Annotated in this window: 10 protein-coding genes; 8 read left to right on the forward strand and 2 right to left on the reverse strand. The window is 61.3% G+C overall.

Annotation, left to right across the window (positions count from 1 at the left end; all coding sequences use genetic code 11):
• Positions 1-77: 77 nt before the first annotated feature.
• From QEZ52_RS15270 to mdoH, 8 genes are all read left to right on the forward strand, one after another.
• Positions 78-2,108, forward strand: a complete 2,031-nt coding sequence (locus tag QEZ52_RS15270) for a PhoX family protein (RefSeq protein WP_406645292.1) — start codon at positions 78-80, stop codon at positions 2,106-2,108.
• 247 nt (positions 2,109-2,355) lie between these two features.
• The gene (locus tag QEZ52_RS15275; RefSeq protein WP_406645293.1) at positions 2,356-2,835 is read left to right on the forward strand and encodes a DUF302 domain-containing protein; all 480 of its coding nucleotides are present in this window, start codon (positions 2,356-2,358) and stop codon (positions 2,833-2,835) included.
• 91 nt (positions 2,836-2,926) lie between these two features.
• The gene (locus QEZ52_RS15280; RefSeq protein ID WP_406645294.1) at positions 2,927-4,543 is read left to right on the forward strand and encodes a thiamine pyrophosphate-binding protein; all 1,617 of its coding nucleotides are present in this window, start codon (positions 2,927-2,929) and stop codon (positions 4,541-4,543) included.
• Positions 4,527-5,726: a CaiB/BaiF CoA transferase family protein gene (locus QEZ52_RS15285; protein ID WP_406645295.1), complete on the forward strand. Its 1,200-nt coding sequence runs from the start codon at positions 4,527-4,529 to the stop codon at positions 5,724-5,726. Before QEZ52_RS15280 ends, QEZ52_RS15285 begins: the two co-directional genes overlap by 17 nt.
• 323 nt (positions 5,727-6,049) lie before the next feature.
• Entirely contained in the window at positions 6,050-7,420 is a 1,371-nt protein-coding gene (locus tag QEZ52_RS15290; RefSeq protein WP_406645296.1) for a tetratricopeptide repeat protein, read from the forward strand.
• 25 nt (positions 7,421-7,445) lie between these two features.
• On the forward strand, positions 7,446-8,723 hold the full coding sequence (locus QEZ52_RS15295) for an OpgC family protein (RefSeq protein ID WP_406645297.1): 1,278 nt from the start codon (positions 7,446-7,448) through the stop codon (positions 8,721-8,723).
• The gene (locus QEZ52_RS15300) at positions 8,720-10,231 is read left to right on the forward strand and encodes a glucan biosynthesis protein (protein WP_406645298.1); all 1,512 of its coding nucleotides are present in this window, start codon (positions 8,720-8,722) and stop codon (positions 10,229-10,231) included. The genes QEZ52_RS15295 and QEZ52_RS15300 overlap by 4 nt, the downstream gene beginning before the upstream one ends.
• The gene (gene mdoH / locus QEZ52_RS15305; protein ID WP_406645299.1) at positions 10,228-12,108 is read left to right on the forward strand and encodes a glucans biosynthesis glucosyltransferase MdoH; all 1,881 of its coding nucleotides are present in this window, start codon (positions 10,228-10,230) and stop codon (positions 12,106-12,108) included. Before QEZ52_RS15300 ends, mdoH begins: the two co-directional genes overlap by 4 nt.
• Positions 12,109-12,571: 463 nt before the next feature.
• Here the strand turns inward: mdoH and QEZ52_RS15310 are convergent, their stop codons facing one another.
• Positions 12,572-13,447, reverse strand: a complete 876-nt coding sequence (locus QEZ52_RS15310; RefSeq protein ID WP_406645300.1) for an alpha/beta hydrolase family esterase — start codon at positions 13,445-13,447, stop codon at positions 12,572-12,574.
• Complete coding sequence (locus QEZ52_RS15315) at positions 13,444-13,929, reverse strand: rhodanese-like domain-containing protein (protein ID WP_406645301.1); 486 nt, start codon at positions 13,927-13,929, stop codon at positions 13,444-13,446. The genes QEZ52_RS15310 and QEZ52_RS15315 overlap by 4 nt, the downstream gene beginning before the upstream one ends.
• Positions 13,930-14,163 lie beyond the last annotated feature (234 nt).

Here is a 14,163-nt window from a genome sequence, read left to right on the forward strand (position 1 = left end):
GCGGCTCTGCCATCCAGTTTACAATCCAGGGTCAGAAATATCCTGACCTGTCTGTCAAATCCGCAGGAGACCCCGGTTTGCGCCGCAAAGATATTGAAGACGACCCGACAATCGGCAATCGCTCCGAAGCCTATGAAGCCTTTGACGATCTCCCCAAGAACCCGGATCTGAACGGATCCATTGGCGATCTGATCGCCACGCGGTACGGGCGACGCGATCTGATCGGCGGGTTGCTTGGTGTGTCGGCCACCGCGGCACTGTTCGGCGCAACCACCCTGCCCCATCCCACAAGCGCTGCTACCGTTCGGACATCTGGCGGTCGGTTTGTCTTTGACGAACTGACATCGGGCATTGACCACACCCACCATGTGGCACCGGGGTACACCGCTGACATTTTGGTGCGCTGGGGCGATCCGATCACCCCGGGCGCCCCCGCATTCGACGTTTTCAACCAAAGCGCCACGGCCCAGTTGCAGCAATTTGGCTACAACAATGACTACGTCGGTTTTGTGCAGCTCGACGAGACGGGTAACCGGGGGCTGTTGTGCGTCAATCACGAATACACCAACGAAGAGATGATGTTTCCCAATCTCGGCCGCCAGGATCGCGCCGATTTTGCCGCCATGACCCGCGCGTTGGTCGACATTGAAATGGCCGCCCACGGTGGGTCCGTGGTGGAAATAACCAAGTCCGACGATGGCGCATGGGCCGTAAATCTGGGCAGTCCGTTGAACCGGCGGATCAGCCCTCTGAACACCGAGATGGCGATCGGCGGCCCCGCTGCGGGTCACCCCAGAATGCGAACGGACGCGGATCCATCCGGCACCAGGGTCATCGGTACCCTGAACAATTGTGCGGGCGGCATGACACCCTGGGGCACATGGCTGATGGCCGAAGAGAATTTTCACGGCTATTTCTGGACGGATGAGCTGGATTGGGACGGGGACCCGGATCTGTCCGAACAACCTCACGCCGACAGTCTGAAACGCTATGGCATCCCCGGGCGCTGGTACGCCTGGGGCAAGGTGCATGATCGGTTCAATCTCGACCGGACACCGCATGAGCCCAACCGGTTCGGCTGGGTGGTCGAAGTTGACCCGCAAGACCCACAGGCGATGCCTGTCAAGCACACAGCTTTGGGACGGTTCAGCCATGAAGGTGCGGATCCCATTGTGGCAAAATCCGGCCATCTGGTTGTGTATATGGGCGATGATGCCCGGTTCGAATATGTCTATAAATATGTCTCCAATGGGGTGATCACAGACGACAGCACACCCTCATCCGACCTGTTGAGCGACGGGGTGCTCCATGTCGCCCGTTTCGAGGCCAATGGCGACCTGAACTGGCTGCCTCTTGTGTTTGGAGAAGGACCGCTGACACCGGACAACGGGTTCGACAGCCAGGCAGATGTGCTGATCGATACGCGGCTGGCGGCAGACGCTCTGCGGGCCACGCCGATGGATCGCCCCGAAGACGTCGGCCCGCGCAGCGACGGACGGGCGTTTGTCATGCTCACGAACAATTCCCGGCGCAAACCGGATCAGGTTGATGCGGCCAACCCACGCGCAAAATCCAAATTTGGCCATATCATCGAAATCGCCGAATCCGGAGGGGATCACGCCGCGCGCCAGGGCAGATGGTCTATCCTGGTGAAATGCGGAGATCCGGGGGTGGCCTCGGTCGGGGCCGAATGGCACCCGGACACCAGCGAAAACGGCTGGTTCGGCTCTCCGGACAATTGCGCAATTGATGCCGAAGGCCGATTGTGGATCGCCACCGATCAAGGCAGCAAGTGGCATCGCACAGGCAAAGCCGATGGATTATACGGTGTGGAAACAGACGGAGCGATGCGGGGCCGCTCAAAGCTGTTCTTTCGCGCCCCTGTGGGCGCGGAGGTGGCTGGCCCCTGTTTCACCCCGGACATCGAAACCCTGTTTGTGTCCGTGCAACATCCCGGAACCGATGGCACCACGTCGTTGAAAGGGTTTGAACGGGTCTCGACCTTTGACGATCCCGCCACCCGATGGCCGGATTTTGCGCCCGATATGCCGCCGCGCCCGTCGGTCGTGGTGGTGCGCAAGATCGGCGGCGGCAAGATCGGGGAATGACTTCGCGCCTCCAGGTCTGGCGGTAACCAGGCGGAGCGCACCATGTAGGTGCGCACAGGTTTGCGCCCTTCGGGCGGCGGGTCCCCGTGGCACTGTCTCTGCATCGTTCCATGCGTCTGCTCTTCCTGAGGGCCTGCGCCTTCCCACGGCAATGTGACACCGGGTGATCTGTCCGGTGGTATAGAACGGACCCGGACACTCGCCAGAGATTCACCTGAAACTCGCCCGAAATCCGATGGAGCCAAACATGCGCCTGCTGCCCCTTTCTACCTTTACCCTGTCCGCCTTTGCCCTTGCCACTGCCAGCCTGGCCGCTGATCCAAAGCCACGCGACGGATGGGTCATCCACGACACCGACAAACCCTACGACACGCTGATCCAGGATGTGCGCAGCGCCGTCACGGCCAATGGGATGGGAATCGTGACCCAGGCAGGACCCACCGGGGCCGCGGCCAAACGTGGCATCACGATCCCGGGCAACCGGGTCATCGGCGTGTTCAACAATGACTACGCGGTCAAGATCCTGGGCCTGTCGACAGGAGCCATGATCGAAGCCCCGATCCGGTTTTATGTCACCGAAGACAACGACGGCAGTGCCACTTTGTCCTACAAGACGCCCAGCCATGTCTTTGCACCCTATCTCGACGAAGGCGGCGCGACCTTGCAGGCGTTGGCCGCGGAATTGGACACCCGGTTTGCCGTCATCGCGGAACAAGCCGTGAAATAGATCTTTGCATTGGTCACACTGGCGTGATTGGGCTTGCGTCCGGGCCAGGTCTCCGCAATCTCGGGGGGCAAGGACAACACCGGAGATCCCCATGCAACAGACCCCTGCCCGCGCCGCAGATATCCTGGCGCGCCGCCTGTATGAGGCTGGCTGCCGCCATGCCTTTGGAATGCCCGGCGGCGAGGTTCTGACCCTGATTGATGCATTGGAACAGGCCGGGATCACATTTCACCTGGTCAAACATGAAAACGCCGGCGGCTTCATGGCCGAGGCGGTGCATCACCGGGACGGGGCCCCCGCCATTCTGGTGGCGACCCTTGGGCCTGGTGTGCTGAACGGGGTGAATGTGGTTGCCAACGCGCATCAGGACCGGGTTCCGATGCTGGTTCTGTCCGGCTGCGTCGATGCCGCCGAAGAGCAGAGCTATACGCATCAGGTTCTGGATCACCGTGCCGTGTTCCAACCCATTACCAAAGCAACCTTCCGCCTGAACGCCGAAACCGCTGATCTGATCGCCGACAAAGCCATCGGGATCGCCACCGAACAGCGCTGTGGTCCGGTGCATATCGACGTGCCCATTTCGGTTGCGGACGCGACTGCCCGTGACAGCGGCACCCATCGCACGGCAGCGGTCGCAACCGCGCCACACGGCCCTGCGCTAGAACAGGCGCGCGGCTGGCTGACATCGGCCCAGCGCCCGCTGGCCATCATTGGGCTGGACGCACTCTATGACGGGTCTGCTGACACGATCCGCACCTTTGTCGAAGCGCATCAGATCCCTTTTGTCACCACCTACAAGGCCAAGGGGATCATCCCCGAGGATCACCCCCTGTGTTTGGGCGGCGCAGGTCTGTCGCCTCTGGCCGACACGCATCTGATGCCATTGATACAGCAGGCCGACCTGATTCTGGCGCTGGGGTATGATCCGATCGAAATGCGCCCTGGATGGCGCAATGCCTGGGATCCGGAAACACAGCATGTCATCGACATCACTCCCGAAGCCAACACCCACTATATGCATCAGGCGGGGTTGAGCATGATTGCCGACACTGGTGCAACGTTGCAGGCTTTGGGCGATGGGCTCGACACGGGCCCGACGTGGCCCAACGGTGAACCCACCGCCGTGCGGGAGGCTTTGGCCACAGCCTTTGCGCAGGATGACGACTGGGGACCGGCCGGGGTGATCGCCCAGGCGCGTGCCTCGCTGCCTGCAGGGACTCTGGCCTCCGCCGACAGCGGCGCGCATCGGATTTTGCTGAGCCAGATGTGGCCCTGTGACGAGCCGCGCGGGCTGATTCAATCGTCGGCGCTGTGCACGATGGGCTGCGCCGTGCCCATGGCGATCGGTTTGAAACTGGCCGAACCCACCCGCCCGGTGATCAGCTTTTCCGGCGACGCCGGGTTCCTGATGACCGCCGGTGAACTGGCCACCGCCGCCGAAATGGGCGTTGCGCCGATCTTTCTGGTATTTGTCGACGCCAGCCTCGCATTGATCGAGCTGAAACAACGTCAGAGACAGATGACCAACCGTGGCGTCGACTTTGCCAAACATGACTTTGCCGCCATGGGGCAGGCCTTTGGTGGACATGGGGTGACGGTCACAAATCGCGCAGAACTGCACGAGGCGCTGACGGCCGCGCAAGAGGCAGACACATTCACCGTGATCGCGGCCGTGATCGAACGCGGAGGCTATGATGGACGTATCTGACATGTTGCCCCATGGCGCGCTGGACGGGATCAAGGTTCTGGATCTGTCACGCATTCTGGCAGGGCCAACCTGTACCCAATTGTTGGGCGACCTGGGGGCCACGGTGATCAAGATCGAAAACCCCGCAACAGGCGGAGATGACACCCGACAGTGGGGTCCGCCCTATGTACAGCGCGCCGATGGCAGCGACAGCGATCTGTCGGCCTATTTTATGGCCGCAAACCGCAACAAGCAGTCCGTTGCGCTGGATATTGCCACGCCTGAAGGCCAACACACCATCCGACGTCTTGCGGCCCAAGCAGATATCCTGATCGAGAATTTCAAACCGGGTGGGCTGGCCAAATACGGGCTGGACCACGCCACCCTGACCCAAGAGTTTCCGGGTTTGGTCTATTGTTCGATCTCCGGGTTCGGTCAAACCGGCCCGAACCGCCATAAACCCGGTTACGATCTGATGGCCCAGGGATATGGCGGCATCATGTCCCTGACCGGTGAACCTGATGGCCGCCCGTTGAAGGTGGGCGTGGGAATCGCCGATGTCATGTGCGGGATGTACGCGACCGTCGGCATTCTGGCCGCCCTGCGCCACAAGGAACGCACCGGCGAAGGTCAGCATCTTGAATTGGCATTGGTAGACAGCCAGATCGCCTGGCTGATCAACGAAGGTGTCAATTACCTGACCAGCGAACAGGTCCCCCAACGGCGCGGCAACGGGCACCCCAACATTGTGCCCTATGACGTCTACGCCAGCGCCGATGGTCACGTCATTCTGGCTGTGGGCAATGACAACCAGTTCCAGCGCTTTGTCGGTTTCCTGGGGCGGGATGATTTGGCCCGGGACCCGCGTTTTGCCACCAACCCTGCCCGCCTGGAAAACCGTGACGCGCTGAATGCGCAATTGATCCCGGCATTGCAGAAGTATTCCACCGATCAGATCATCGCCGGAATGGAGACCCTGAAGGTGCCGGTGGGACCGGTCCAGACGCTGGACCAAGTCTTTTCGTCGGATCAGGTCGCTGCCCGCGCCATGAAGGTGGACATGGACACATCCGCCGGGCCGGTGCAGGTGATCGGCAATCCGCTGAAATTCTCGCGTACTCCGGTTCTGTACCGCCATGCTCCACCGGAATGTGGGGCTGACACCAACCGGGTTCTGGACAGCGACACGCCGTTCGACACCTGATTTGTAACAAAACGCACCTGCGGGCTGAAACATTTGCAGCCCGCAGGTGCAAGGGCCAGAACGGGTCGGACCCGACCCACAGAAAACCATGGCGCGACTGGTTACATAAACGGTCTCGCGTCAGGTTGCATGACACAAACCCACCCAAACTGCGCCACACCAGCCGGAATCCGCCTGCATTGTCGCCCTATTCGGCAACAATTCTCGCGCTGATGTTAACGCCCCTTCACCAATCCGCGAGGACCGTCGATAGATCATCTCAGCTTCGATAAGGTCTGGTTAGAAAAAACAAAACCCATGCAACGCACAGGATTGGATCCCCGATGACCCAAGACATTTTTGGCCAAGAGACGAGCCTGACCGTACCGGGCGCCATGCGCGACTGGAACGCGGTCCAGATGGGCGTGCTCTCGCATTCAGCAGCCACGCCACAACATCTGATGGCCGTGCTCAAAGCCGCGCCGGATTTTGCCCTGGCGCATGCGGCCAAAGGGATGTTCTATTTGCTGCTGGGACGGCGAGAGCTGTTGCCAACGGTACGCGAGGCTTTGGCCAACGCCGACGCGGCGCTGCTGCGTGCGCCAGCCCTGCCACGGGAACAGCGGTATGTTGCAGCCCTGCGTTTGTGGTTGGCAGGCAAACCCAGCGCCGCCATTGCAGAACTTGAACACATCCTGATCACCCATCCTGCCGATTCTCTGGCCATGAAGCTGAGCCATGCGATCCGGTTCGTGCTGGGAGATTGCGACGGAATGCGACGGTCGATCGAACGGGTGATGCCCGCCTATGAACCGGACCATGCGGGCCGTGGCTATCTGCTGGGCTGTCACGCTTTTGCGCTCGAAGAAACCGGTGCCTATGACAAGGCCGGCATCGCGGGACGTCAGGCCCTGTGGATGGCTCCCGATGACGCCTGGGGCCTGCACGCCGTCGCCCACGTCCACGAAATGACCGGCGATGCGCGTCAGGGGCTCGACTGGCTGGAAGGGCGCGAGGAAGCCTGGGCCCATTGCAACAATTTCCGCTACCACGTGTGGTGGCACAAGGCGCTGATGCATCTGTCCGAAGGCGAAGCCGATACGGTTCTGGAGCTTTACGACACCCAGATCCGCCAGGACAAGACCGACGATTACCGGGACATTTCGAACGCCACGTCGCTGTTGATGCGGCTCGAACTGGAAGGTGTCAACGTTGGCAATCGCTGGAACGAACTGGCAGAGTTCAGCGCCAACCGCACCGAAGACGGCAGCCTGATCTTTGCCGATCTGCACTACCTTCTGGCGCTCACCGCTACAAACCGCCAGGACGCCACCAAACAGATGATCGCGCGCATCCATGCCGATGCCAAACGTGACACTTCCGAGGCCGACGGGCGCATGGCCGCTCCCGGTTGCGCGGCGGCACTGGGGCTCGAGGCCTTTGGCGAGGCGCGATATGACACTGCTTTTGCCCATCTGGTCCAGGCCCGTGACACCATGCAGCGCGCAGGCGGCAGCCATGCCCAACGCGACGTCTTTGAACGCATGACCATTGATGCCGGTTTGCGCGCGGGACAGCTTGACGAAGCGGAAGCCATCCTTGATGACCGCCAGAGCAAGCGGGGCGGGTTCGAGGATGCCTATGCCAATGCACGCCGGGATCTGATCGCGGCGGGCCGCGGCGGTGCCAGCGCCCACAGCGTCCCTGCAGAATAATTAAGAACGAGAGGCACAGCCCACGATGGCGACCCATCTTTCGCCCGTTTCCGAGACTGGCACACCCCGCCCTGCGGCGGTGGCCAATGTCCCGACACCCCCGCAGGTGGCAGTCACAGCTCCGCGTGTCCGTGACCCGCGGCTGGATTTCTATCGCGGCATTGCGATGTTCATCATCCTGTGCGCCCATGTCCCCGGCAATCGCTGGACAGGCTGGATCCCGGCGCGGTTCGGGTTCTCGGATGCAACCGAGATCTTTGTCTTTTGTTCGGGAATGGCCTCGGCCATTGCTTTTGGCGGGGCATTTGCAAAAAGCGGCTGGTGGCTGGGCACGGCCCGGGTCGCCTTTCGCTGTTGGCAGGTGTTCTGGGCCCACATCGGTCTGTTCCTGGCAGTTGCGACCACCATGGCGGCCCTGAACCTGACGGGTGCCTTTGAAAAGAACTATATCAACGCGCTGAACCTTGGACATTTCTTTGGTGATCCGGCACCACAGCTGGTGGGATTGTTCACCCTGACCTATGTGCCGAATTATTTCGACATTCTGCCCATGTATCTGGTGGTTCTGGCGTTGATGCCGGTTATGATGGGGCTGGCACGGATCAATCTGTGGCTGGCGGCCGCGGCTTCGATCGGAATCTGGCTGTTGGCCAATCCCTATATTGTCGGTTTGGGGCCCGCGGGCGTGGCGCTACCGGCCGAACCCTGGTCCGAGCGCAAATGGTTCTTTAACCCCTTTGGCTGGCAATTGCTGTTCTTTACCGGTTTTGCCTTCATGAAGGGGTGGCTGCCCGCGCCGCCGGTGTCAAAATGGCTGGTTCTGGCTGCGCTGGGATTTGTTCTGCTGTCCATGCCCTGGGGGTCCTGGAAGGTTCTGACCTGGATCGGCTATTGGGATCCGGACCTCAAGGCCACTGTGCAATCGCACCTGCCCACAATCAAGGAATGGCGACACAAGAGCGACTTTGGCCCTCTGCGCTACATCCATTTCCTGTCACTGGCCTATCTGGGCTGGGTGGTCGCGGGTGAAGGCGGCAAAAGACTGATGGCCTCTGGCGCGTCCTGGGCCGCCCGGGTCTGGGCAGTGCTGCTCAATGTGATCCTCAAGGTCGGACAGCAATCTCTGGCAGTGTTTGTTTTCTCCATGTGGCTGGCCCGGATGATCGGCTGGGGATTGGATCAGACCAATCGTGACATTCTGACCGTCGCCGCCGCCAATCTGATTGGCTTTGCCATGATCATCGCCTGCGCCTATGTGGCTGCCTGGTTCAAATCCCACCCCTGGAGAGCTAAACGCGCATGAGCCTGACCCGTCGTTCCTTTCTGGCCTCGGCATTGGCCAGCACCTCTGTTTTGGCCCTGTCGCCCGCATCCCGTGCCGCCGGAGTGGCCCCTTTCCGCCATGACATGATCATTGAACGGGCCCGTGACATGGCGGCCCGCCCCTATCAGCCGCGCCCCAAGGTGCCGCAGGACTGGCTCGACATGAGCTATGAGGAATACCAGACCATCTGGTTCCGCAACAAGGACGCGCTGTGGGCGGACAGCGACCGCAGCTATAACGTGGATTTCTTTCACCCCGGCCTGTATTTCCCCCGCCCGATCCGAGTGAACACGGTCGAAGCTGGCGTGACGACGCCGGTGCCTTTTGATTTTGCGCTGTTTGACAAAACCGACAAGGCACCTGACCTGACCATCGACGACACGTTGGGGTATTCCGGCCTGCGCCTGCGCACCGAAATGTCCCAACCCGGTATCAAGAACGAATTCTGCGTGTTTCAGGGTGCCAGCTACTTCCGGGCTATTGGCCAGGATCAATTCTATGGTCTTTCAGCGCGCGGGCTGGCGTTGAAAACCGGTGATCCCATGGGCGAGGAGTTCCCCGATTTCACTGAATTCTGGCTTGAAGCGCCCGCAGCGGGTCAACGCAACATCGTGATTCACGCGCTGATGGACAGCCCTTCGATCACCGGCGCGTATCGGTTCGACATCACGCCCGGCGAAGCCTGCGAAATGGAGGTCGAGGCAACACTGTTTGCCCGCGAAGATCTGCCCCATGTCGGCGTTGCCCCGTTGACTTCGATGTTCCTGTTTGATCGCACCAATCACACGCGGTTCGACGACTTCCGCCCCGCCGTGCACGACAGCGACGGGCTGTTGGTGGTCAACGGCAATGGCGAAATCCTGTGGCGCCCGCTCGCCAATCCGACGCGATTGCAGATTTCGGCCTTTGTCGATGAAAATCCGCGTGGTTTTGGTCTGATGCAACGCCCGCGCGCCTATTCCGAATATGCCGACCTGGAGGCTCATTATCACAAACGCCCGGGCCTGTGGGTCGAACCCCGTGGCGATTGGGGCAAAGGGTCTGTGACACTGGTGGAGATCCCGGCGGATCAGGAGATCTATGACAATATCGTCGCCTATTGGCGCCCGCGCGAGAAATACAGTGCAGGGGACCGGATCGATCTGTCCTATCATCTCAGCTGGGGGTTGGACCCTGTCCTGCCCGTCGCCCGGGTGATTGACACCGCATCCGGCGAGCGGCTGTTTGGCAAGGTGGGGCGCCTGATGGTGGTCGACTTTGAGGACCACCCGTTGTTTGCTGACGGCCCGGAGGCGCTGGATGTCCACATCAACTCTCCGCATGTGGACACCACATCCGGCGTGCTACAGCGCAACCCGGAAACCGGTGGTCTGCGGCTGGCCTTTGCGTTTGATCCCGAGGACCGGGACCATGTCGAACTGCGGGCGCAATTGCGCCGGGACGGCGAACCCGCCTCCGAGGTTTGGCTGTACAGGTGGACCCCATGACATCCGATCTGCCCATGATGCCACCGGAACAGCCGCTGCATATGCCCGCACAGAATTTTGCGGCCGACTTTCGCGATCAAAACGCCCCCACTCAGCCAGGACCGGCACATGTCGCCCTGTGGCGTGGCGTGACGTTTTCCCCTGCGATGCTGGCCACAGCAGCATTGACATGGGTCATGTATCATTGGTTTGCAGCTGATGGGATGATGGGGCTCGAAATCATCCTGTTGACCCTGATCGCCTTTAACTTCTTTTGGATCTGCTTCACTGTTTCAACGGTTTTGCTGGGGCTTTATTCGCTGTCCCGCCGTGAAACCGCCAAACGTCGCGAACCGGTGCATCCGATGCGGGTGGCGCTGTTGATGCCGATCTACAACGAAGTCCCCTGGTATGTGCTGGGCAATGCGCGTTCGATGCTCGAAGAGCTGCGGGCCCGCGGGGGCGTTCATGCGTATACGATGTTCATCCTGTCCGACACCCGCGATGATGCCATTGCCGCACAGGAGCTGGCCTCGGTTGCGGCATTGCGGGACATGCTGCCTGCGGACACCCGCATTCACTATCGCCGGCGTCCCATAAACACGGATCGCAAATCCGGAAACATCGCAGATTGGGTCAGTCGCTGGGGTGCAGGATATGACGCAATGCTGGTGCTGGATGCCGACAGCCTGATGACCGGACGTGCGCTTTCGCGGTTGGCGGATGCACTGTCGCGCGATCCGGGAGCCGGGCTGATCCAGAGCTTTCCGCAGTTGATCGGAGCGCAATCCGTTTTTGGTCGGATGCAACAGTTTGCCAATGGTATCTATGGGCTGGCCCTCGCCGAAGGACTGGCCCGATGGTGCGGACAGGAAGGCAATTACTGGGGGCACAACGCAATCATCCGCACGCGGGCCTTTGCCAGCTGTGCCGGGTTGCCACGCCTGCGGTCCCGGCTGGGGCGCGGTGACAAGCTGATCATGAGCCATGATTTCGTCGAGGCCGGTCTCTTGCGTCGGGCCGGGTGGACGGTCCGTTTTCTGCCCCGCATTCGCGGATCGTACGAGGAAACCCCACCGACGCTGATCGACCACATCCTGAGGGACAGACGGTGGTGTCAGGGAAATCTGCAACACATCAATTTGCTGGGTGCCCGCGGGTTCCGCGCGATTTCCCGGTTCCATCTGCTGCATGGGGCGATCGGCTATCTGATGGCCCCAATCTGGTTTGCATTGCTGGTGATCTGGGCACTGATCGGGCGCAACGAAGACGCCTCGGTCCTGACCTATTTCAGCGAAACCAACCCTCTGATGCCATCCTGGCCGGATATGAGCGAACCCCGCCATGTGCTGGTGATCCTGCTGATTTATGCGATGCTGCTGGCACCCAAACTGTTGGCGATAGCCGCGCTGCCCCTGACCGGCACACGATTTTCCGAACTGGGCGGTGCCGGGCGTTTCGTAATCTCTTTGCTTTCGGAAATTCTGCTGGCTGTGCTTTATGCGCCGATCCTGATGGTGCAACAGATGATCGCGGTGTTTCGGACCCTGCTGGGGCTACAGCGCGGCTGGTCTCCACAGGCTCGCGATGGCGGAGAATACGACCTGCGGACACTGGTACAGTGTCATGCGCTGGAAACCCTCAGCGGGTTGGCGCTGTGGAGCGGGATCCTGGCCGGGGTGGTCTCGATCTGGCTGGTTCCGATCGCGCTCAGCCTGGTGCTGGCCATCCCGCTCTCCTGGCTCAGCGGCAGCGGTTCCCTGGGGCGTCGCGGGATCTGGATGGGCACCCGCGAGGTCTTTGCCGAACCACAGATCACCCGTGCAGCCCGCCATTATCGCCGAGAGCTGAAAACCCTGTTGGACGGTACACCCAGCGGATCATCGCCGGCCGAATAAAACTGGTGCGCCGACCATAAGGTCAGCAACCGCACTGGACCGGGCGGGCCCAGTTCTCCGCGCACCGCGGGTCCGGAACGGGCCCGCGGCCCGGCCCAACTGTTGAGGGACATTGGCGTCGCCGATGTCCCGCAAGAGGCGGGAGTGCCACCGGGTATGTTTCTCTTCGCAACAGACTGAAATCGGGCATTCATTTGGGGAGCGCACACTGGAGAGCGCACACCGGAGAGTGCACACTGGGAGTGTGCGGCCTCGACAGTGTTCATCAGAACCAGAGAGAACCACGCAGAGCCGGCGGGCGGAATACGCCCAGGCTACGTCGCCAGATGGGCACAGATGCAGCAGGCCACTGTGAAACCCCGCATCCGCCGGCAGATTCCAACCCTTTGATACCGTTCAACCCAAAATCCCGCGTGGTCCTGCCCACCGAGTCCCGCCTGCCTGACCTCACCGGCCCCTAATCTCACCGATCCGTATCGTCGTCAGGCACCTGTGTTTCGAACCAGTCCAAAACCAGATCGGCCCAGCCTTTGGGCACTTGGTGACCACCAGGGAACAGCGCCAGCTGCAACGCGGCACCGGGGGCACACTCATTCCAGGATCGGTATAGAAAGGAGCCCGACTGCCCGGTCCGACCGGGTTTGTGCCCATCACATCCATTGGCGTCGCGCCAGATCTCGAGCCCAGCAAAAATGTCGCCCTGCTCGAATTTTCCATTGGACAGCTTGCGTCCTTCCAGCGGCACAACCCCGTCACGCCACCCATGCGTATGGAACAGCCTGACCGGTCCCTTGCAGCTGGTCGGCATCGGGCGCCAGAACCCGCCGGACACCGGTGCATAGGCTGGATAGGCTTCTGGTGTGGCACAGGCCAGATAATTCACCATAAAGGCACCCGCCGAGAACCCCGACAGCAAGACCCGGGTGTCAGAGACATTGAACCGGTTCGCGGCGTCAGCCACCACATCGCGCAGAAACGCAGCGTCGTCGCGGCCTTCCCATCCCGGGTAGAACACCCAGATCCGGTTGCCTCCGTTGCGCCGTTCAGCCGTCGGCGCAATCACCGCATAGCCCCGCTGCGTCAACCCATCGACCATGGTGCGCATTTTCAGCACACCAGCGCCCGAGCCGCCATAGCCATGCAGGACCATCACGACGGGCGCAGCGGTGCCTGCATTGTTGGCCTCATCCGGAGGCGGTAAAACGATATGATACCGTCCGCTGTCCATGCTGCAGGCCTCGGAGGCAGTCCCGCACCCGGCTCTGGCCTGGCCAGCCAGCAGTCCCGCACACACCGAAACCGCGCAGCCTAGCGCCCGTAACGACCAACTGTTCGTCATCCCTGAGTTTCCTGCCATTTTTCAACGGGGAGCCCGGCGCGAATCCATCCCGGTCCGGCCCCCGATCCCAACATGCCCTCGGGGACGTCGATGATATTGGAGAACCCGGCCGCGCTGAGCCGCAGGCTCATCCGCGCAGAGCGCACGCCCCGGGCACAGATCAGCGCAATCGGAGCCGATGGGTCCGACCCGGCAACCGACTGTAGCGCGGCCACGAAATCATCCCGCCGCATATCGATGGGATGCGCGCCGTCACCAATGCCGGTCGCGCGCCATTCACGCGGAGTGCGAATGTCGATCAGGATCACGGCACCGGATTTGGCCTGCTGATGGGCCTGCGCAACCGTCAGCTTGCCGCCGTCATAGTCCGGGGCCTGACGACGCCACCACGCCCCCCCGACCAATGCCGCCGCACCCACTGCGCCAACGACAATGACCTTGCGCCGTGAAAGAGTGGAGTGGCTTTTATTGCTCTCTCGCATCCGACCTGTGCCTCACTTCATGCGTCTCCCTGCGAGACGCCTAACATGAAACGGCCCGCGAATTGAGCCCTCGCCCAGAGTGTCCTGATCACCTTCCTGTCATCTGACCCATGCAATTCCGGGCCAATCATAAGGCCAGCTGCGGAATTAATGTCGCACCAGCTGGTCTGTTCGCCGGATTCACGCTCTGCAAGCGCGACCGGGACTGGAACACTGGGCAAAAATTAATTAGGC

This window comes from Aliisedimentitalea scapharcae, from assembly GCF_045277565.1.
In the GTDB taxonomy this organism is placed as follows: Bacteria; Pseudomonadota; Alphaproteobacteria; order Rhodobacterales; family Rhodobacteraceae; genus Aliisedimentitalea; species Aliisedimentitalea scapharcae.